Genomic DNA, 19,659 nt, shown 5'->3' on the forward strand with positions numbered 1-19,659 from the left:
CTGCATAAATACAAGTATAATTCTTATATTATTCGCTTACTATGCTTTTTTTCCTGCTTTTTGCTCATAAAAAATCATATTTTCAGAAAATTTATAAATGAATTCTAAAATAAAAAACAGTATGAGATTTAATCCCATACTGTTTTTTTATGCTTAACCGCTTATTACTGCATTTCATCCAGATACATGATACACATCGCCAGGAGCTGCGCTCTTTCAGTCATCGACGGCACGAATAAATACTCATTATTACTATGAGCACCTACAGCCTGCGGACCCATCCCGCATAAAGTCGGCGCACCGACCATGGCCGTCCAGGCAGAATCAGCACTGCCGCCGACATATAAAGCTCCCGGGACTGGCAGCCCCAGCTTTTCAGCCTGTTTAGACAAATGACCATACAGCTTTTGCACGCCGTCAGTAGTTTCCAGCGGCATAAACTCGATCCTGTTTTCTGTTACAGTAGTTGTTGTATTGGCCACATAAGTTTTTGCCGCTATTGCTTCCACACTTTTTATTGCTTTTTCAGCTTCTTCAGCTGTTTTAAATCTGATATCGACACGTGCCTCTGCGTGATCGGCGACAATATTTGCCAGGCTCCCGCCATTAAAAACGCCTACGTTATAGGTAGTTCCGACTTCTAAATCAGTTAACGCATGTAAAGCAATAGTTTTATGGCAAAGTTCTAAAACAGCGCTGGCGCCTTTTTCAGGTTCGTTTCCGGCATGGGCAGCGATACCTTTTACAGTCAGCACCGGGCGAATAACGCCTTTACGCCCGATAACTACACTGCCGTCTGCGCGTCCTGGTTCCATATTGAAAACAGCATCTTTGCCCAGACCTTCTTTTTTAAACCATTCTACAGCATCTGTCAATGGGTGCGCCGGTTCTTCATCTCCGCAGAAGAAAAGCGTCAGGTCAGTATCATCCCAGCCATTATCCAGCAATGCCTTAACTGTATAAAGTGAAATCGCTATCCCTGCCTTCATATCCATAACACCGGGACCATAAGCCTTGCCATCTTCGATCCTGAACGGTCTGGCAGCCGCCGTCCCCTTAGGAAAAACCGTATCCATATGTCCCATCAGCATAACTTTTTTCTTGCCCGGACGCGGACGTTTAGCAAGTACATGTGTAGGCGCATTCGGTGTTTCGATATACTGCACCTCAAACCCATACGGCGTTAAAAAGTCGCCTATGATATGAGCAACCTCATCGATCCCCTCCAAAGCATCATAGCCTGAATCGATATTAACGATCTGCGCCAAAGTATCCAGCATGGCAGTTTCTGATTTTTTGATCTGTTCTAAAATTTTATTTTCCATTTTTCTGCTCCTGTTTTCAATAATATCTTTATCTTATTCGCTCTTCTTCCGCTTTTTCCTGCCAATAGCAATACTTATAAAATACAGCGCAGCGGCTGAGGTTTCCCTGTCAGTGATTTCGCACCGCCTGCCGTTACCAGATACGTATTCTCTGTACCGACCATACCGATTCCCGGTAAAGCTATCTTAGGCTCGACAGCAAAAACCATACCCGCCTCCAGTTTCCCTTTGAAACCGTTTGCCAGCGCAGGAGATTCGTCCATCACCAACCCGATACTGTGTCCTAAAAATTTGCCGCCGTTCATAAACCCGTTTTCATACTGTGGATCAAACTGTTCCATTACCTGCCGGTAGATATTTTCGATCACCATGCCCGGCTGCAGCAGCGATGCTGTCAGTTCTTCCAGAAAAACACAGTGCTCATAAGCAGCCCTGATTTTATCACTGAAAGGATCCTGATCTAAATCTCCATAATAATACACCACTGTTTTATCAGTATGATAACCATCCACACCGCAGGGTATATCCAGATATACTAAACGCCCAGCCTGCAGCTTACGAAAAGCAGAGCCGATCGACTGTACAGCGACACAAGTGCCGCCTGTACCACCGGGGCCGTCAAAAGCTGTTTTAACCAGACCGCTTTTGCCAAAAGAAGCCAGACCCACAACATCCTCACCTAAAGGCAAATTAAAACGCGCTACCCCGTGCGAACCTCGACGCAGCATTTCTGCATACAGGTTGACTGCCAGTTCTGCCTCGCTCACACCTTGGACAATAAACCGCGGCGCCAGTTCATCTAAAACATTGCGATGAATAGAACCTGATTTTCTCATCAGTGCCAGTTCATAAGGGCTTTTTATCAGTCGCAGCTCACTTATCACACTGTCCATCCCTGCCTCAGAGGCAAAAGGCAGATATTTATACAACAGCTGCTGCCATTCCAGCGTCGCTGTTTTATTTTCCAAGTATACCTTAGCAGGCAGCGGCTGATAAAACTCAGCCAAAGTACGAAAACTTTTCATCGGACGGATATCCTGCAGCAACGATTCATTGCAGGCACGTTCATAACTGCTCCTGACCCATAAAATCTCGTCCTGCGGCCTGATTACCAGTACACCGTCCTGCATTGTACCGGCAAAATAATACATATTGACTTTATGGTTGACGATGGCTATTTCCCAGCCGGGAAATTCTCTGTCCATAACGGCTCTGAATTTATTCAGGCGTGCCTGCAGCTCATCAGCAGGTACGCGCCGCAGCTGCTCTGTCATCATGATCTCATGCTCTAAAATAGTCATTGTTTCACTCCTTTAAAAAAGTATTTTCTATTATCTTACCATAAATAATGAAACAGGGCCGATATTAAATATCAGCCCTGTTTCCCCTCATTCAGCCTATATATTTTTAAATAATCCTGTAAAATCAAAAGTAGCAAAGTAATCTGCCGGAGTCTCCGCACGGCGAATCAATTCCGTACTGCCGTCCTCCTTCAGCAGCACTTCCGCACTGCGCAGTTTACCATTATAATTGTAGCCCATGGCAAAACCATGTGCTCCCGCATCATGAATAAAGAGCAGATCACCGATATTGATTTCCGGCAGCATCCTGTCGATAGCAAATTTGTCGTTATTCTCGCACAAACCGCCGGTAATATCATATTTATGATCGCAGGGCGCATCCTCCTTACCCATTACGGTAATGTGATGATAGGACCCGTACATGGCTGGACGCATCAGATTAGCAGCGCAGGCATCCAGTCCGATATACTCTTTATAGGTATGTTTAACGTGGATGGCTTTAGCAACAAGCGCCCCATAGGGAGCCAGCATATAACGGCCCATCTCTGTAAAAATTTTTACGTCTCCCATTCCTGCAGGCACCAGGATATCCTCAAAAGCCTGACGTACGCCTTCGCCGATAACCATAATATCATTGCCCTCCTGATCGGGACGATAAGGAATACCGACACCGCCGGACAGATTGATGAACTCAATATGCGCTCCTGTCTCTTCCTTCAATTCCACAGCGACCTGGAACAATATCCGTGCCAGTTCCGGATAATAATCATTAGTCACAGTATTGCTGGCCAGAAAAGCGTGCATTCCAAAATGTTTAACACCCTTGCTTAAAAGAATTTTATAAGCTTCTGTCATCTGCTCTCTGGTCATACCATATTTGGCGTCACCGGGATTATCCATAATATTGTTGGCAATGGCAAAATGCCCGCCTGGATTGTAACGGCAGCTGACCGTATCCGGGATATCAGCAACTTTTTCCAGAAAGTCGATATGAGTGATATCATCCAGATTGATAGTGACATTCAATTGCCTTGCCAGCTGAAAATCTTCTGCCGGCGTTGCATTGGACGAAAACATAATTTCATCGCCTTTAAAACCAACGGCATCGGCCATCTGCAGTTCTGTATACGAAGAACAATCCGCACCGCAGCCTTCCTCATGCAATATTTTCAATATTGCCGGGTTAGGGGTAGCTTTAACGGCAAAATATTCTTTAAAGCCCTGATTCCAGGCAAACGCCTTATTCACACGACGCGCAGTTTCACGAATAGCCGCTTCATCATATAAATAAAACGGCGTTGCATACTGTGCGGCGATCTCATCTAATTTTTCTTTACTTACAAAGGGTTTTTTACTCATTCTTTCTCACCTTTCTCTGCTTCAGGAATCAATTCTATCAATTTTATTTCATTTTTCAAAGCATCCTTAAATAAATCTACCAGATTCTGTTTGCTGGAATATAAACAGGTTGAATTACTGCCATCAGCCAGATCTCCTGTCAAAACCTCCTGTGAATCGGCGATCAGACGGATCTGGCTATTGGGTTTATGCGCATAATAAATAATCGCACCCTCCAAAACAAAAGGCCTGCCGGTGATAATGACCACCTTTAATCCCCGGCCTACCGCCTCAGTCAATTCACCACGTAAAGCTTCAATAGCCGAATCTGTTGCCGAAACATAAATACGGGCTTTAGCCTTAACAATCGTATTTTTGAGCTTATTGATGATTTCGGTCGCTCCCTTGATCGTAATATAACCATCAACGCTTTGTGACGTACTGGGAAGCTCACGCAGTAATTCTTCTTTCAGTTCCTGCAGTCTTCTTACCCTGTTTTCGCAAAACTCATCCAAGGGCACCGGCGTATATCTTGTAGCCTTATCCTCAAGCACATAAGCAGCGCCTTTTTCTACCAGACCTGCCAACGCCGTATAAGTATTAGATCTGGAAATACCTGTCAGCTTTGTCGCTTCATAGCCGGTCAGCCGTCCTTCTGCCAGCAGTGTCAAATACAGCGTAGCTTCCTGTCTGGTCAGATTAAAATAAGTAAGTTTTTCAATAATATCCATATTTCACCTTCATTGTTCCTACATAAGAACACTATAAGTGATTTTTCTAAGTTTGTCAAGGCTAACTTATATTTTTCATATATTTATGAAAAACAACAAAATTCGTCAGCTATCAAAATCGTAGTTATCGCTTCAATATTTTACGATAAATTGATAAATTCAGCAGAAAATTATTTTTATAATTAAAATTTATTATCTTGTATTTTAAATTCAAATATTATAAGATTATATAAATAGTATTTATAATTCAAATTATTCTAATTTTTTAAATCTTTTTCGGAGTTGATTCCCCCATGAAAAATTTAGGCAAAATAAGCGTTATCGTTTTATTTTTGTTATCGATATTCGTAGGCAGCTTTACTGTTTACTCAATCAGCAAAGTACAATCCTACGGAACACTCATCAATTACCTGGGCATCGTTCGAGGCGCAACCCAGCGGCTCGTCAAGCTTGAGCTGCAGCAGCAGCCTCACGATGAGCTTATAGCTTATATCGACGATATCATTTATGACCTTAAAAACGCCGACGGTAAATACGGTTTGGAAAAAATTCCCAATGTTGATTATCAGCAGCAGTTTTCCGCCCTCAATACACTATGGCATCGGGTAAAAAGCAATATTTACGCCGTGCGCCAAAACCCTGCCAATTCACCACTGCTGCTGCAGTCCAGCGAAGTACATTTTGATATCGCCAATAATACTGTTTTCACTGCTGATAACTATACTACTTCCAAAAGTCACCAGCTGACACTTCTTTCTGCTTTAATGCTGGCAGGCATCATTATCATGTGGATCGCCTTATTTATGGTGTACCTGCGTAAATTATATTCACTGGAAAGCAGCAACAAAACACTTTATGATATAACGACAAAAGACCCGCTTACCGGTGCTTATAATTTTGAAACATTTAAGAAAAAAGCTCAGAAACTACTCACACAAACGACTAAAAAATATTCGCTGAGCTATGTTGATTTTGCTGATTTTAAATATATCAACGATGTTTTCGGGTATAAATACGGCGATGAGATCCTTATCAATTATGCCGCTACCATTAGTAACGAACTGCGTACAGGAGAAGTGCTGGGTCGTGTTTCCGCCGATAATTTCGTTATTCTGCGTTACTATAATGAGAAAAACGACATTATGGTCCGACAGCAGCAGGTCGATATCAAAATAACAGAATTCATGCATGATATGTACGGTGGTCAGGCAGTTTCTGTCCAATGCGGTATCTGCTATCTGGAGGACCTTGCAGAGGATCTGCAGATAGAAGGTATTTTAGACCGTGCAAATTATGCGCGTAAAACTGTAAAAACAGGACTTAACAGAAAATATGCTGTTTATGATGAAAGTATCCGTAAACAGCTGCGTTATGAAAAATCCATCGAAAACCGCATGCTGAAATCACTGGAAAATGAAGAATTCCTCGTTTACTTTCAGCCCAAGGTCGACTTGCAGACAGGTCTGGCAACACAGGCCGAAGCGCTGGTACGCTGGCAGACAGATGAAGGACTGATCATTCCGCCTGATAAATTCATTCCCATCTTTGAAAAGAAATATCTTATCTCATCACTTGACCAGTATGTATTTAAAAAGGTATGCGCTTTTATCAGACGGCGCCTCGATGCTGGCCTTCCTGTAAATACAATCTCCGTCAATGTTTCCCGACTGCAATTTTACAATTCAGATTTTGTAAAAACATATGAAGATATCAAAAACAAATTCCGTATCCCTGATCACCTTTTAGAAATAGAAATTACAGAATCAATCGCCTTTGATAATGTGACCTTTCTCGAAAAAACAGTCAGTGAACTGAAAAGTAAAGGTTTTTTGATTTCTATTGATGATTTCGGTACCGGGTTCTCTTCTTTAAGCCTTTTGAAAAATATTCCTATTGATGTGCTCAAAATCGATCAAAGCTTTTTCAGAGAAAGTATCCACAAAGAAAAAGACAACATCGTTATTAAAGGTATTATCGATCTCGTCAATAAATTAAGCATCCGAACTGTCGCCGAAGGTATCGAAACTGCCGAACAGGTAGCCTTCCTTAAATCTGTCAACTGCAATATGATCCAGGGGTATTTTTTCTACAGACCGCTGCCTGAGGATAAATTTGAGGCAATATTGAACAAAGAATACGCAGTCAAAGAAACAGCTCCTGCAGCTGACTCAAAAGTTTTAGCTGCGGAAAACTGGACTCTGCAAAATAATTAACTATCTGTTTTCTTATATAAAAATAGCCTGTGCATTTAAATGCACAGGCTATTTTGCGTAAACAAAGCCAAAACATATTTTTATAACGACAGCAGCTGCGCCTTTAATAACGCTTTCTAAAAATACGATGCAGCGTAATACAAAAAAATAACCAGGTCGCTCCAGCTGCATAACCGGCTAAAATATCCGTCGGATAATGCACCCCCAGATAAACACGGCTCAGGCCGATAAGCAGGATATAAATGCCGGCTGCCGCCATCAATCCCCAGCGCAGCGGTTTACTTCGCAAGCCTAATCCTGCAAAATATGCCAGGATGCCATAAAAACAAATCGCTCCCATAGCGTGACCGCTGGGAAAACTGTAACCACTTTCAGCAATCACAGGGAAAATATCTGGCCTTACACGTTCAAAAATGCGTTTCAGTACCTGATTTAAAATACCACCACCGCATAAACAGACTAGATAAAGATACAGCCTGTCTTTTTGCCTGCTGTATAAATACCAGCAGCAGACAAGCGCACTTGCCAGAAGATAAAAAGTACTGGACCCGCTTGCCGTAACGAGCATTACCTCTGCTGTCAGCGGCGGCGTAACAAACTGCTGTACATAAGCAATAAACTGCAGCTCCAGCTGTTGCAATGCCGGCTTAATAAAAGTATGCTCAGCTATTTCTACCAGCACTTCCATCAGCACGATACTGATAACCAAAGTAACCAGCAAATACAAATAAGGGCGCCGTAAAGCCATACGTACAATGGCGTCCCGCAGATTACTCATTGCTGCCTCACTTTCCTAACCGTTCAGTTATATATATTTCAGACTTCAGCTAAAGTCTTTAAAGTTTTTTCCAGTACTTTTACTGCCTGAGTAACAGACTGAAAATCACTGCTCTCTTCTTTGGAATGGCTGACACCATTTATACTTGGTACAAAAATCATTCCTGTAGGTACGCCGCTTGCTGCAAAAATCTGTGCGTCATGTCCTGCCCAGCTGGGCATGGCCTGAAAACTGACACCGCACCCAGCCGCAGACTGCTCAATAACTTTCCTGACTGACTCTGACAACGGTACAGCAGCCACATGAAAATCATTCTCCTTTGTAATCACGATACCGCTTTTACTTGCCGTCCGCTCTAGTAAACTCATGATCTTTGCACGAACCTCTGCTAAAACCCTATCGTCAGCAGCCCTTGTTTCAATAGCAAGCTGCACTTTTCCAGGCACGATGTTCACAGCATTGGGAGTGACATTCAACTGACCCACGGTAGCTACAAACCTGTCATCAGCTTCAGCAAGCTCCTTAACTCCTAAAATGACTTCCGCTGCAGCAGCCAAAGCATCTCTGCGGCGCCTCATGCTAGTAGTCCCGGCATGGTTAGCTTCTCCATGTAAAGTCAGGAATAATCTATCGTAGCCTACAATAGCAGTCACCGCTCCGCAGGTCAGGCCACGTTCCTCCAAATCAGCGCCCTGTTCGATATGCAGTTCTACAAAAGCCGCCAGATCCTGAAACCCTACTGCGGCATCCTGCAACGCGCTATGCGGCAGTCCGGCTGCCTGCAGACATTCGGCCAGGGAGCCGCCTGTCAAATGCACGATAGACTCCGGCTGCTGTTTTTTAAATTCGCCGCCGCGTACACGTACGCCAAAACAAGCCATACCAAAAGCCGTGCATTCTTCTTCGATCGTCGCAATTACCCGTACTGTTCGTTTCGGGCGATAGCCCTCTTCCTGCCAGCTGCGCACACATTCCAGTGCTGCGACGATACCCAAAGCTCCGTCAAAATTTCCGCCTGCCGGTACGGTATCGAGGTGTGAACCGCTCATGACGGCAGTCAGTTCAGGATTTCGTCCCACATAAGTCCCAATCAGATTCCCAATCGGGTCTACCTCTGCCAGCATGCCCGACTCCAGCATTTCCCGCTGCAAAAAAGCCTGCGCCGCCAAATACTCTGCCGTATAGGAAAGACGCGTCGTCCCACCCTGCGGTAATGTTCCGTAAGCAGCCAAAGCAGCTATAGTTTTCTTAATCCGCTCATATTGTACCGCCATAAAAATCTCTCACTTTAAAAATAGTCAGCCAGCTCTGAAGCGTGATTCAAAATAATATCAGGCTTGATGCTGCCATGCTCCACGTCAGCTAAAGTTGCCTCGCCGGTCAGAACCAGTATTGATAAAACACCGTTATTGAGCCCAAAAGCAATATCTGTCGATAAACGGTCGCCAACCATGGCAATTTCTTCCCGTTTATAGCCTGTCCTGGCTGTAATAACATCGATCATATAGTGATAGGGCTTGCCTAAAATCTGCTGCGGGGCCTTCCCTGTAGCAGTTTTAATCAGCTCGATCATGGCCCCGCAATCGGGAATAAATTCTCCGCCTTCGATCGGGCAGCGTACATCCGGGTGCGTTGCTACATAAGGCACGCCCCTGTCGATAAGTCTGCAGGCAATAGTCAGTGTTTCGTAATTCAAAGACATATCAAACCCAACCACAACGAAATCAGTACCTTCTTCCAGTGTCGTCGTTATGGTAAAGCCTGCCTCACGAATAGTTTTCTTCAGCTGTTCCGTCCCTAAAACAAATAATCTGGCCGCCGGCCGAAGCTGCTGCATATAATAAACAAAAGCATCCGAGGATATCAAAACATTATCACGAGTTACCTGTATCCCCATCCGCCCCATTTTTTCCACATAATGCTCGTGTCCTTTGGAGGAATTATTAGTTACCAGATAAAAATCACGTTCTGCGGCACGTAATTTCTGAAAAAATACATCCATCCCCGAGATTAATGTATTGCCTAAATTAATCGTACCATCCATATCAAACAAAAAACACTTGATATTTTTAAGTTTTGCACATTGTTTTTGATCAGTCATGCCAAGCTCCTATAATTCATAATCATATGTTTATTATATAGTATTTTACTGTTGAGGTAAAATTTTTCCCGCTTTATTTAGACTTTATTTTTTAAAGTTACTTGTTTTTTTATTCTTTTAGTGTTAAACTAAAATAAGAACAGTAAAGGAGCGTGTTTAACTTATGAAAAAATATGACGCATTGATCATCGGCTTTGGCAAAGGTGGAAAAACACTGGCAGCTGCCCTCGGCAAAAAAGGAATCAAAACAGCTGTTATTGAAAAATCTCCGCTGATGTACGGCGGTACCTGCATAAACATCGGCTGTATTCCTACAAAAAAACTCATCCATACTGCAGCTGACGCTAAAAAAATCAGCAGGCAGATTATTCTGAAAAAAATAATTTTTATGCTGCTGCCATTCGTGAAAAAAATACTTTAACTGCGCTTTTGCGTCAGAAAAACTATGATAATGTCGCTGCAGCTGCAGATATTTATACCGGTGCCGCCCGTTTTCAGACTGACCATACGGTAGAAGTCCAGTTGCCGGACGGAAAAATATCTTTATACGGCGAAAAAATTTTTATAAATACCGGTTCTGAACCCGTCATTCCTCCGATCACAGGCTTACAGCTGAGCAAGCGTGTTTATACCAGTACTACTTTAATGGAACTCAGCACCCTGCCACAAAGACTGGTTATCATCGGCGGTGGCTATATCGGTCTGGAATTTGCCGCCATGTATGCTAATTATGGCTCCATGGTCACTGTTCTGGAATACGGCAATACCTTCATCCCGCGTGAAGACCGCGATATTGCCAATGTTATCCAAACACGTTTGGAAGAGCTGGGCGTTCGCTTTATCTTTAATGCACAGGTCGATGAAATAACCGACGAAAACGAATTGACTACTGTCAGCTATCTTGAGCGCAGCAGCGGTATGTCCGTTAAAATTCCAGCTGACGCTGTATTGGTAGCCACAGGACGCAAAGCAAGCACAGCAAGCCTTAATCTTGAAGCCGCCGGCGTTGCCGTAAATGAACGCGGCGAAATCATCGTCAATGAATTACTGCAGACAACCGTCCCTCATATCTGGGCGCTTGGTGACGTTAAAGGCGGACTGCAGTTCACTTACATCTCCCTGGATGACTTCCGCATTATTAAAGAGCAGCTTTTCGGTCAAAACGACCGTACAACAGCTAACCGGCCGCCTGTCGCCTATTCCGTTTTTCTAGACCCTACCTTTGCACGCGTCGGCCTCAGTGAAGCAGAAGCACTGCTGTCCGGCCATAAGATCAAAGTTGCCAAAATCGCAGAAGCAGCCAGTCCCAGGGCTCGCCTGTTTGGCAGCACTTCCGGTTACCTGAAGGCTATTGTTGATGCTGAAAGCAACAAAATCCTCGGTGCGGCATTTTTCTGCAGCGAAGCCTCGGAAATCATCAATATCGTCCAACTGGCAATGAAGGCCAACCTGGATTATACCGTTCTGCGGGATAATATTTATACACATCCTTCTATGAGCGAATTTTTAAATGATTTGTTTTCAACTTTAGATTAAAGGAGTATTTTTATGAGTCAGCAATATCCCTTTCAATGTAATATCGCTCAAGCACTCAATATTATCGGCGACAAATGGTCTCTGCTCATTCTGCATGGTATTATGAGCGGACACCAGACCTATAAAGAGATTTACAACAGCCTGGAAGGCCAGATTGCCAGCAATCTGCTTTCCAGCCGCCTGAAAGCGCTTGAAGCCGACGGACTGATCAGCAGCGATTTATACCAGAAGCATCCGCCCCGCTACCGTTATACACTTACACCTGCTGGCGAGGATTTGAATATCGTTTTTAACAGCCTGGTGCTTTGGGGTGAAAAACATCTTACTACCTGCTATAAACGCCTGATCCATAAAAGCTGTAATCATACTGTAGAAACACATTACTATTGTCCCCATTGCCAGCAAACTGTTGCTGAAGATCAATTAGCAGTAGTTGCCGCCGAAGAAAAGGAGCATCAGCATGAGTAAATGGAGTATCTTCGCACTTTGCATCATTGCAGCAGTCGGGCTTTGGTTCTACAACAACGGCGCCTGTCCTTTACAGGCTATGAGCCCCAGCAGCGATACTGCTTCATCAGGAAGCTATCAGCAAATAACTGCGTCTCAGGTCAAAGAACGTCTTGATAAAGGTGATAAGATTACTGTTATTGATGTTCGCACCCCTGACGAATATGCAGCCGGGCATATTCCCGGCAGTCTTTTGATTCCTTTTGATGAAATCAAAGTAAAATCCGATCAGTTGCCGCAGGATAAAAATACTGAAATAGTGGTATACTGCCGCAGCGGCAGACGCAGTGCAATCGCTGCAGATACCCTGATTTCATTAGGCTATGCAAAAATTTATGACTTAGGAGCAGTCAGCTCCTGGACCTATGGTTTGGAAAAATAAGTAAAGTAAAAGGCGGGTTCATTAAGAACCCGCCTTTTATTTTACTTTACTTAACTGAGCAGCAGTCTATCACTGTCCAGCATATCACCGCTGGCCTGCTCAAACATCTTCAAAAGATCAGGAATCGTCAAACGCGACTTTTCTTCACCTTCGACATCAATAATTACCCGTCCGTTATGCAGCATGATCAGCCTGTTTCCGCAGCGCAAAGCGTCACGCATATTATGAGTAATCATCAGCGTCGTCAAATGATCCCTGTTAACGATCCGTTCCGTCAAAGCCAGAACTTTAGCAGCTGTTTTCGGATCCAGGGCTGCCGTATGTTCATCTAACAAAAGCAGCTTTGGTTTGATCAGCGTTGCCATCAGCAGCGTTAACGCCTGCCTCTGGCCGCCGGAAAGCAGCCCGACTTTAGCAGTCATTCTGTTTTCCAGACCCAGATCCAGCTCCTGCAGCAATTCGCTGAACCAAGTCTGATTATCGCTGTCCAAGCCCCATTTTAATCCAGGCGTTTTACCCCGTCTGGCGGCAATAGCAAGATTTTCTTCGATCATCATCCCCGCAGCAGTACCCATCATCGGATCCTGGAAGACACGCCCAATATATTTGGCCCGTTTATGTTCCGGCGTTTTTGTAATATCATTACCGTCAATAATGATCTTTCCACTGTCGATTGGAAAAACTCCGGCAATAGAATTCATCAAAGTCGACTTACCGGCGCCATTACCGCCGATGACCGTTACAAAATCACCCGGTTTCAAATGCAGCGATAAACCCTGCAGAGCTTTTTTCTCATTGATTGTTCCTGCAAAAAATGTCTTACAGATATTTTCAACACGCAGCATTTATTTCACCGCCTTTCGCAGACCAAGCTTACTTTTAATAAGCGGCAGCGACAACGCAAACGCTACCAGAATAGCTGTAAACAGCTTCAGATCGTTTGGCGGCATTCCCATCTGCAGTACAGCGGCAATAACCAGACGATAAACGATAGAGCCCAGCACAACGCTGATGATGCAGTTTTTAAAGCTGCGGGTACCAAACAGTACCTCACCGATAATGACTGAAGCCAGACCGATAACGATCGTGCCTGTACCCATGCCGACGTCGGCAAAACCATTATTCTGTGCTACTAAAGCACCGCTCAAAGCTACCAGGGCATTACTTATCAGCAGCCCGAGAATGATCGTAAAATTAGTATCCACGCCCTGCGCCCTGATCATCTGCGGGTTAAAGCCTGTAGCACGAATAGCCGCGCCTATTTCCGTACCAAAAAACCAATAAATCAAACCTCCGATCAAAAGTGAGCTGACGATACCCACACACAATACAGCCTGAGCATTACTGAAACCACCAATATCACGCATAATGGAAAATACTGTATCTACACGCAGCAGCGACAAGTTAGCCTTACCCATTACACGCAGATTGACAGAATATAAAGCGATCATCGTCAAAATGCCGGCCAGCAGAGCCGGTATTTTGAGCTTAGTATGTAAAAGTCCGGTCGCAACGCCAGCCAGCATACCAGCCAGCATCGCCGCACCAAAAGCCAGCCACGGAGAATATCCGCCAGCTAGTAAAGAAGCTGCTACAGCAGCTCCCAGCGGAAAACTTCCTTCCACCGTCAAATCAGCAATATCCAAAACTCTGTAAGTTATATATACGCCCAGTGCCATGATCGCCCATAAAAGTCCCTGTGCTATCGTTGGCATCAATAAGTCTATCATCTATCTTCCTCCTGTGATATATCCGTAAAAACGGGTCTCTCCTCTAAAACAAGGAGAAACCCGCGCTTGTTTATTTAGAGCTTTCTGCTGCCTTCAGCAGATCTTCGGGAATCTTGATGCCGATTTTTTCAGCATTTTCCTTGTTGATAATGACCTTAAAAGATTTCTGCAGCTGGATAGGCATTGTCTGGGGTTTAGTCTTGCCGCTCAGAATATCGCCGGCCATTTCACCTGTTTGTTCGCCCAACTGATAATAATCGATCGCCAGAGTAGCTACGCCTCCGGCCATGACCATCCCGCCCTCGCCGCAAACTACGGCCAGTTTAGCCGGCTCAGTTACCTGGGCCAGTGTCGGCATTGCCGAAGCCAGCACATTATCTGTCGGCACGTAAACAGCATCTACTTTGCCGACCAGACTTTGAGCAGCCTGCTGGATATCATTGACATTAGATACAGTCGCTTCCTCTACCTGCACGCCCTTCTCTGCCGCATATTTTTTCAGCAGCTCTGCCTGCAGCTGTGAATTGACTTCACTGGAACAATAGATCGTACCAATAGTTTTAGCACCAGGCACTAACTTAAGCAGCAGTTTCAGCTGCTCTTTAATCGGATTCATATCGCTGGTCCCTGTAACATTACCTTTAGGTTCACTGTTGGAAGCAACCAGCTTTGCTGCCTCATAATCTGTAACCGCTGTTGCTACGATAGGAATATCCTTGGTAGCATTGGCCATCGTCTGGGCCGCTGGAGTAGCGATAGCGCAGATCAAGTCTACTTTATTGCTGACAAAACGCTGTGCGATATTCTGCAGGTTAGACTGATCTGCCTGCGCATTCTGCCGATCATATTTTACATTTTCATTCTCTTTAAAGCCTTTAGCTGCCATTCCCGCTATAAAGCCTTTATTGGCGGCATCCAAAGCATCATGTTCAACTAGTTGGACAATACCTACATTTACTACTTTCTTACTGTTATCGGCAGCCTTTTTTTCGCCGCCGCAGCCCGCTAAAAGTCCTAAAGACAAAGTCAGGGCAATGCCTGCTGCTAAAGCACGCATTTTTTTGTTCATAATAACCATCCTTCCATTCTACAGTATCACTTTTGATCCTTGACGAACACATATAAGGATAGAATAATTCTATCATTTATTATCACAAAACACAAACAAAACAATAAAAACAGGGCTGTTTCGTAACAAACCAGCCCTGTTTTGTATTTTATTTTACGATCTCAGCCTTAGCCAAAATATCCTGCGGAATCGTAATCCCATTGCGTTTGGCAGTAGTCTCGTTCACTACGACCTTAAACTCTTTCTGCATCTGGACAGGCATTGTCTGAGGTTTGCCCTTACCGCTCAGGATCTCAGCAGCCATCACGCCGGTCTGTTCACCAAGTTTATAATAATCAATACCTAAAGTAGCCAGACCTCCAGCCCGTACCGGATCACTTTCGCCGCAAATAACAGGCAGCCGGGCTTCATCTGTTACTGCTACCAAAGTCGGCATTGACGAAGCCATCACATTGTCGGTCGGAACATAAACCGCATCGACTTTACCAACCAGACTATGCGCAGCCTGCTGGATATCATTAACTGTAGAAACCGTAGCTTCGATAACATTGATGCCTTTATCACCTGCCAGCTTTTTCAAAACATCGACCTGCAGCTGTGAATTGACTTCGCTGGAACTGTACACGGTTCCAATATTTTTTGTCTGCGGCGCTATCTTCAAAAGCAGCTCCAACTGCTGGTCAATCGGATTCATATCACTGGTTCCCGTAACATTGCCTTTCGGCTCGTTATTAGAAGCAGCCAGCTTTGCTACCTCATAATCGGTAACCGCCGTCGCTACAATGGGTATATCTTTCGTAGCATTAGCCATCGTCTGAGCCGTCGGCGTAGCGATAGCACAAATCAGATCCACCTTATTACTGACAAAACGCTGTGCGATATTCTGCAGATTAGACTGATCAGCCTGTGCGTTCTGCCGGTCATATTTTACATTTTCATTTTCTTTAAAGCCTTTAGACGCCATACCTGCCACAAAGCCTTTATTGGCGGCATCCAATGCACCATGTTCTACCAGCTGGGCAATACCAACCGTTACCATTTTTTTACTGTCGTCAGCCTTCTTTTCGCCGCCGCAGCCAGCTAAAGCTCCTACTGCCATCAGCAGAGCTACACCTGCAGCTAAACTGCGTAAATTCTTTCTGTTCATTACTACCATCCTTCCATTCTACAAAATTCTACTTACAGCCTGGCAATTCCAAACTGAGATTATCGTTATTCTAACATCAATTATCAGAAAAATCAAACTTATAAGCTATTAGTTCTGCCGCTTTTTCTGCGCAGCAGCAGCCGGCGTTCAACCTTCCCTATCAGCAGCTCGTGAAAAGGAAGCCGCGCCAGTATTTCCATACTCCCAAGACTCAATACCAGCATCAAAACGAACAGCAGCGGATAAAAAGTCAGCATCGAAGGCGTGATCTGCAGCAAAGGCAGCAGATACTCAGTACACAGATACATAAAAAAGATATGGATAAGAAAAATACCGAACGAATAATTGCCCAAATACAGCACAAACCGCTTTTGCAGGGTATTTTTTCTATCAATATCCTCAGAATGATAAAACAGCATCGCTATCAAAATCGTATATAAAAACATATTGAGCGGAAAACAGATAAACTCCAAAATATAATAGGTCTTCCAATAGTACTTTTCCAACCAGCATACGGTAACTAAAGGAATAAAAATGATCAGCAGCCAAACCAAAAATTTCCGACTCCTGCCGATCCACTCTAAAAATTCTTTTTTATAATAGTAGGCCGCCATTCCCAGCGAAAAATAAACAAGATAACGCAGAAACATTGTCCCCATAAGCAGGTAGCTGATCCAAACAGTCTCAAACTGAATATTATTCAACACCTTCCAAGAGATCTGCAAAACAGCTGCCGCAGCAAAATAGTATTTCAGCCAGCCTGACTCACGGCATTTAGTAAAAATCCTGATTAAAAACGGATACACCAGATAGAACCCGATCAGCGCCCTGAAAAATCCCAAATGCACCGCAGCACTTCCCGTCAGCATATCAACGACTATTTCACCCAGCGTATATGTATGACCGTCAAAAACAAAAGCAGTTACTATATAGAGGGTAGAAAACAACAAATAAGGCGACAATACCGACAGCAGCATCTTCTTAAAAAAAGCAGCGCTGTAAATGTAAGCGTGCTTATTACGTCCTGTAAACAAATAACCCGCTATCGCCATAAACAGCGGCACTGCAAACAATGACAGCACCTCCAGCAGCATTGAAGAAAGTGCTACCATATTTTCACTGCCGCCGCTGCTGAAAAACCAGCTTGTGTGCATCAAAATAACACCTAAAACAACAAATCCCCGTAAAATCAAAACTGTATTGCTTTTCTGCATTTTCCTGCCAGCTTTCTTTACTGTTGTGATAATTATTCAAAAACAGTATAAACTCAAAAACAAGATTTGTTAAGCCCCACAGCATTCTCGAACACAAAATGTTCAAAAATAATACGCCTGTCCGGTACAAAAGCGCCGGACAGGCGTAAAAACATTTATATCATTTCTCCAAAATTTTACGCGCAGTGCTTTCCGTTACCAGCAGATGCGTAAATAAACCTGTTTTCAGAGCTCCTGTTATGGCATTCGGCGCAGCACCAAGTGCTAAACCGATAATTTTGGGACAATGCCGCAAAGTTCCTAACGGAATCCTGACAGCAAAATCATTTTCGCCACTGATAAATTCGCCCCGCTCATTATAATAATAGGACAAAAAGCTGCCGACTGCCCGCTGACGTTTCAAACTGTCACCAAAACGTGTCGCCGTTGCTTCATCAGGAACACTGGGAAAATCTCTGATCTCAACAAGAGCAGCATCCAGTTTCTGCCACATAGCGTCAAGTTCCAAATAAGCTTCAGTCGTTTCAAACTGCTGCCGTTCTTCCAAACTGTCCGGAAAAGCCGGTACAGCAAGACGATAAGCATGCCTGCCGCAAGCTGAGGCCAGCGTTTCTGCCAGTTCGTCCACACGGTAACCTTTATTGGGGATATGTGCCTTGCCGATCAGCGGCAGCACAGCACCAGGCTGCCGACGGTTACATTGCTGCGTCAGCAGACTGATGCTTTCTCCCAACAGATACCCCCATCCCAATCCTAAATTACGTTCATACAAAAGCTCACCGGACAGATAATCCGCAGCCGCTTTAAGATTTTCTTCCATTGAGTCCTGTACCGGCAGAACCATACCTCCATGCAGGGCATACCTTGTTTGCAGTGCCTCTAACAAAGCAGCATCGCCTTCTGTCGAACTGCGGATCTCGATATGTACGATCCCTGCTTCGCGCGCACGCGTCAACATCTTACTCACTAACGGCCTGGAAACTCCGATTCGCTTAGCGACCTGATCCTGCGTCAGCCCCTGTTCATAATAGAGCCGGGCCACGTTGACAAGATCAGTTCGTTCTTTGCCGCTCAGCAATTTATTTCACTTCCATCAATTCCATTAAAATACCGTCCTTCATAATAAAAGCAAGGCGGGTATTTTCATCGGCAAACCAGGGCTCAACAACAACAGTATTTGCTTTTACCTGTTCATCCAGGTCGTCTACCTTATAAGCAACATGGACCATAGTCTGCAGTTCTTTCGGCAAAGGTGTATCTTTCTCAAAACGCAGGTATTCAATATTGAATTCATTAGTTTCAGGAGCTACGATATATGTCTTGATAGCTTCGGCATAAACAGCGTCTTCCATGATTTTATCAGTGGGTACTCCCACGTGCATAAACTGTTTCATCATTTCACGTCCTTCATCAATGTTTGATAAGCCTTATACGCAGCTTCAGGTTTGACATTTTCGTGCACAACCATACGAATCGCCTGCAGCATAGCACTCGGACATTCTGCCTGCAAAACATTGCGCCCCATATCAACACCGGCTGCGCCTTCATTAACAGCACGGTAAGCCATATCCAAAGCTTCCGGTTCCGGAACCTTTTTACCACCGGCAATGACGATTGGGACCGGACAGGCAGCAGTGATCTGCTCAAAATTTTCACAGTAATAGGTCTTGATGATATGTGCTCCCTGTTCAGCCAAAAGCCTTGTCGCTAAAGCAAAATAACGCGTGGTACGTTCCATCTCTTTACCAACGGCGACGACACCCAATACGGGAATACCATAACGTTCACCTTTATTGATATAGTAAGAAAGATTGTGCAGGGAAGCAATTTCAGAAGCAGAACCGATAAAGCACTGTACGGCCATACAGGAAGCGTTCATGCGCAGAGCTTCCTCAATATCGGTACCAATGACACCCATACTCATATCGTCTTTCAAAACAGAGCTGTCTGCACTGCAGCGCAAAGCAATCGCCTTGCGGTTATCGGCTGGAATACAGGTTCTCAGCGCGCCACGAGTCGCCATCAGACAATCAGCATGATCCATCAGCGGCGGAATGACCAGATCCAGTCTTTCCAGACCAGCTGTACTGCCCATGATATAACCATGATCGAACGCCAGCATGATTGTGCGCCCGTCAGCCGCAAAAATCTGTGACAGACGTGCCTTCATACCCCAGCCGGCATTCTCATGACCTTTTACATGAAAGTGCTGGGTGGGCGGCTTGATGCCGATACCATAATCTTTAGCAATAATATTACCGTCTTTATCTGCCATTTTTATCTCCTT

At 44.4% G+C, this 19,659-nt stretch carries 18 protein-coding genes and 1 pseudogene; 4 read left to right on the forward strand and 15 right to left on the reverse strand.

What is annotated here, in order from left to right:
• Window positions 1-164 precede the first annotated feature (164 nt).
• From C8D73_RS05335 to C8D73_RS05350, 4 genes are all read right to left on the reverse strand, one after another.
• Complete coding sequence (locus C8D73_RS05335) at window positions 165-1,325, reverse strand: M20 family metallopeptidase (protein ID WP_113077554.1); 1,161 nt, start codon at window positions 1,323-1,325, stop codon at window positions 165-167.
• Window positions 1,326-1,399: 74 nt separating this feature from the next.
• The gene (locus C8D73_RS05340; RefSeq protein ID WP_113077555.1) at window positions 1,400-2,626 is read right to left on the reverse strand and encodes a M24 family metallopeptidase; all 1,227 of its coding nucleotides are present in this window, start codon (window positions 2,624-2,626) and stop codon (window positions 1,400-1,402) included.
• A 96-nt stretch (window positions 2,627-2,722) separates the two neighbouring features.
• The gene (locus tag C8D73_RS05345) at window positions 2,723-3,985 is read right to left on the reverse strand and encodes a diaminopimelate decarboxylase (protein ID WP_046430558.1); all 1,263 of its coding nucleotides are present in this window, start codon (window positions 3,983-3,985) and stop codon (window positions 2,723-2,725) included.
• On the reverse strand, window positions 3,982-4,695 hold the full coding sequence (locus tag C8D73_RS05350; RefSeq protein ID WP_113077556.1) for a TrmB family transcriptional regulator: 714 nt from the start codon (window positions 4,693-4,695) through the stop codon (window positions 3,982-3,984). Before C8D73_RS05350 ends, C8D73_RS05345 begins: the two co-directional genes overlap by 4 nt.
• A gap of 293 nt (window positions 4,696-4,988) precedes the next feature.
• Between C8D73_RS05350 and C8D73_RS05355 the strand changes: the two genes are divergently transcribed.
• Window positions 4,989-6,908 (forward strand): putative bifunctional diguanylate cyclase/phosphodiesterase, encoded by a 1,920-nt coding sequence (locus tag C8D73_RS05355; protein ID WP_113077557.1) that lies wholly within the window; start codon window positions 4,989-4,991, stop codon window positions 6,906-6,908.
• Between the two features lie 103 nt (window positions 6,909-7,011).
• Here the strand turns inward: C8D73_RS05355 and C8D73_RS05360 are convergent, their stop codons facing one another.
• From C8D73_RS05360 to C8D73_RS05370, 3 genes are read right to left on the reverse strand one after another with little or no spacing between them, the layout of a single operon-like run.
• Complete coding sequence (locus C8D73_RS05360; RefSeq protein WP_021718692.1) at window positions 7,012-7,686, reverse strand: phosphatase PAP2 family protein; 675 nt, start codon at window positions 7,684-7,686, stop codon at window positions 7,012-7,014.
• Between the two features lie 38 nt (window positions 7,687-7,724).
• On the reverse strand, window positions 7,725-8,960 hold the full coding sequence (locus C8D73_RS05365; RefSeq protein ID WP_113077558.1) for a Zn-dependent hydrolase: 1,236 nt from the start codon (window positions 8,958-8,960) through the stop codon (window positions 7,725-7,727).
• A gap of 14 nt (window positions 8,961-8,974) precedes the next feature.
• Window positions 8,975-9,787: an HAD-IIA family hydrolase gene (locus C8D73_RS05370; protein ID WP_113077559.1), complete on the reverse strand. Its 813-nt coding sequence runs from the start codon at window positions 9,785-9,787 to the stop codon at window positions 8,975-8,977.
• Window positions 9,788-9,950: 163 nt separating this feature from the next.
• On the opposite strand from C8D73_RS05370, the pseudogene C8D73_RS11435 reads away from it, so the two are divergent.
• The 3 genes and pseudogenes from C8D73_RS11435 (at window position 9,951) to C8D73_RS05385 (ending at window position 12,212) form a co-directional block, all read left to right on the forward strand.
• A pseudogene (locus C8D73_RS11435) lies at window positions 9,951-11,323 on the forward strand (FAD-dependent oxidoreductase).
• Window positions 11,324-11,335: 12 nt separating this feature from the next.
• On the forward strand, window positions 11,336-11,791 hold the full coding sequence (locus C8D73_RS05380; protein ID WP_113077560.1) for a winged helix-turn-helix transcriptional regulator: 456 nt from the start codon (window positions 11,336-11,338) through the stop codon (window positions 11,789-11,791).
• The gene (locus tag C8D73_RS05385) at window positions 11,784-12,212 is read left to right on the forward strand and encodes a rhodanese-like domain-containing protein (RefSeq protein ID WP_113077561.1); all 429 of its coding nucleotides are present in this window, start codon (window positions 11,784-11,786) and stop codon (window positions 12,210-12,212) included. The genes C8D73_RS05380 and C8D73_RS05385 overlap by 8 nt, the downstream gene beginning before the upstream one ends.
• A 50-nt stretch (window positions 12,213-12,262) precedes the next feature.
• On the opposite strand, the gene C8D73_RS05390 is transcribed toward C8D73_RS05385, so the two are convergent.
• From C8D73_RS05390 to lsrF, 8 genes are all read right to left on the reverse strand, one after another.
• Window positions 12,263-13,057 (reverse strand): ABC transporter ATP-binding protein, encoded by a 795-nt coding sequence (locus C8D73_RS05390; RefSeq protein ID WP_021718698.1) that lies wholly within the window; start codon window positions 13,055-13,057, stop codon window positions 12,263-12,265.
• Window positions 13,058-13,942 carry an ABC transporter permease gene (locus C8D73_RS05395; RefSeq protein WP_021718699.1) on the reverse strand — a complete coding sequence of 295 codons (885 nt, stop codon included), beginning with the start codon at window positions 13,940-13,942 and terminating at the stop codon, window positions 13,058-13,060.
• 70 nt (window positions 13,943-14,012) lie between these two features.
• Window positions 14,013-15,011, reverse strand: coding sequence for an ABC transporter substrate-binding protein (locus C8D73_RS05400; RefSeq protein WP_249033580.1), 999 nt, complete (start codon window positions 15,009-15,011; stop codon window positions 14,013-14,015).
• A 148-nt stretch (window positions 15,012-15,159) separates the two neighbouring features.
• Window positions 15,160-16,167 (reverse strand): ABC transporter substrate-binding protein, encoded by a 1,008-nt coding sequence (locus C8D73_RS05405; RefSeq protein WP_113077563.1) that lies wholly within the window; start codon window positions 16,165-16,167, stop codon window positions 15,160-15,162.
• A gap of 89 nt (window positions 16,168-16,256) precedes the next feature.
• Window positions 16,257-17,372: an acyltransferase gene (locus C8D73_RS05410; protein ID WP_021718702.1), complete on the reverse strand. Its 1,116-nt coding sequence runs from the start codon at window positions 17,370-17,372 to the stop codon at window positions 16,257-16,259.
• A 160-nt stretch (window positions 17,373-17,532) separates the two neighbouring features.
• On the reverse strand, window positions 17,533-18,450 hold the full coding sequence (locus tag C8D73_RS05415) for a sugar-binding domain-containing protein (RefSeq protein WP_113077564.1): 918 nt from the start codon (window positions 18,448-18,450) through the stop codon (window positions 17,533-17,535).
• A 1-nt stretch (window position 18,451) separates the two neighbouring features.
• A complete protein-coding gene (locus C8D73_RS05420; RefSeq protein WP_113077565.1) occupies window positions 18,452-18,769 on the reverse strand; it encodes a VOC family protein in 318 nt (105 codons plus the stop codon).
• The gene (gene lsrF, locus C8D73_RS05425) at window positions 18,766-19,647 is read right to left on the reverse strand and encodes a 3-hydroxy-5-phosphonooxypentane-2,4-dione thiolase (RefSeq protein WP_113077566.1); all 882 of its coding nucleotides are present in this window, start codon (window positions 19,645-19,647) and stop codon (window positions 18,766-18,768) included. Before lsrF ends, C8D73_RS05420 begins: the two co-directional genes overlap by 4 nt.
• Window positions 19,648-19,659: the final 12 nt, after the last annotated feature.

Origin of the sequence: Phascolarctobacterium faecium DSM 14760, from assembly GCF_003269275.1 — a bacterium.
GTDB lineage: Bacteria > Bacillota > Negativicutes > Acidaminococcales > Acidaminococcaceae > Phascolarctobacterium > Phascolarctobacterium faecium.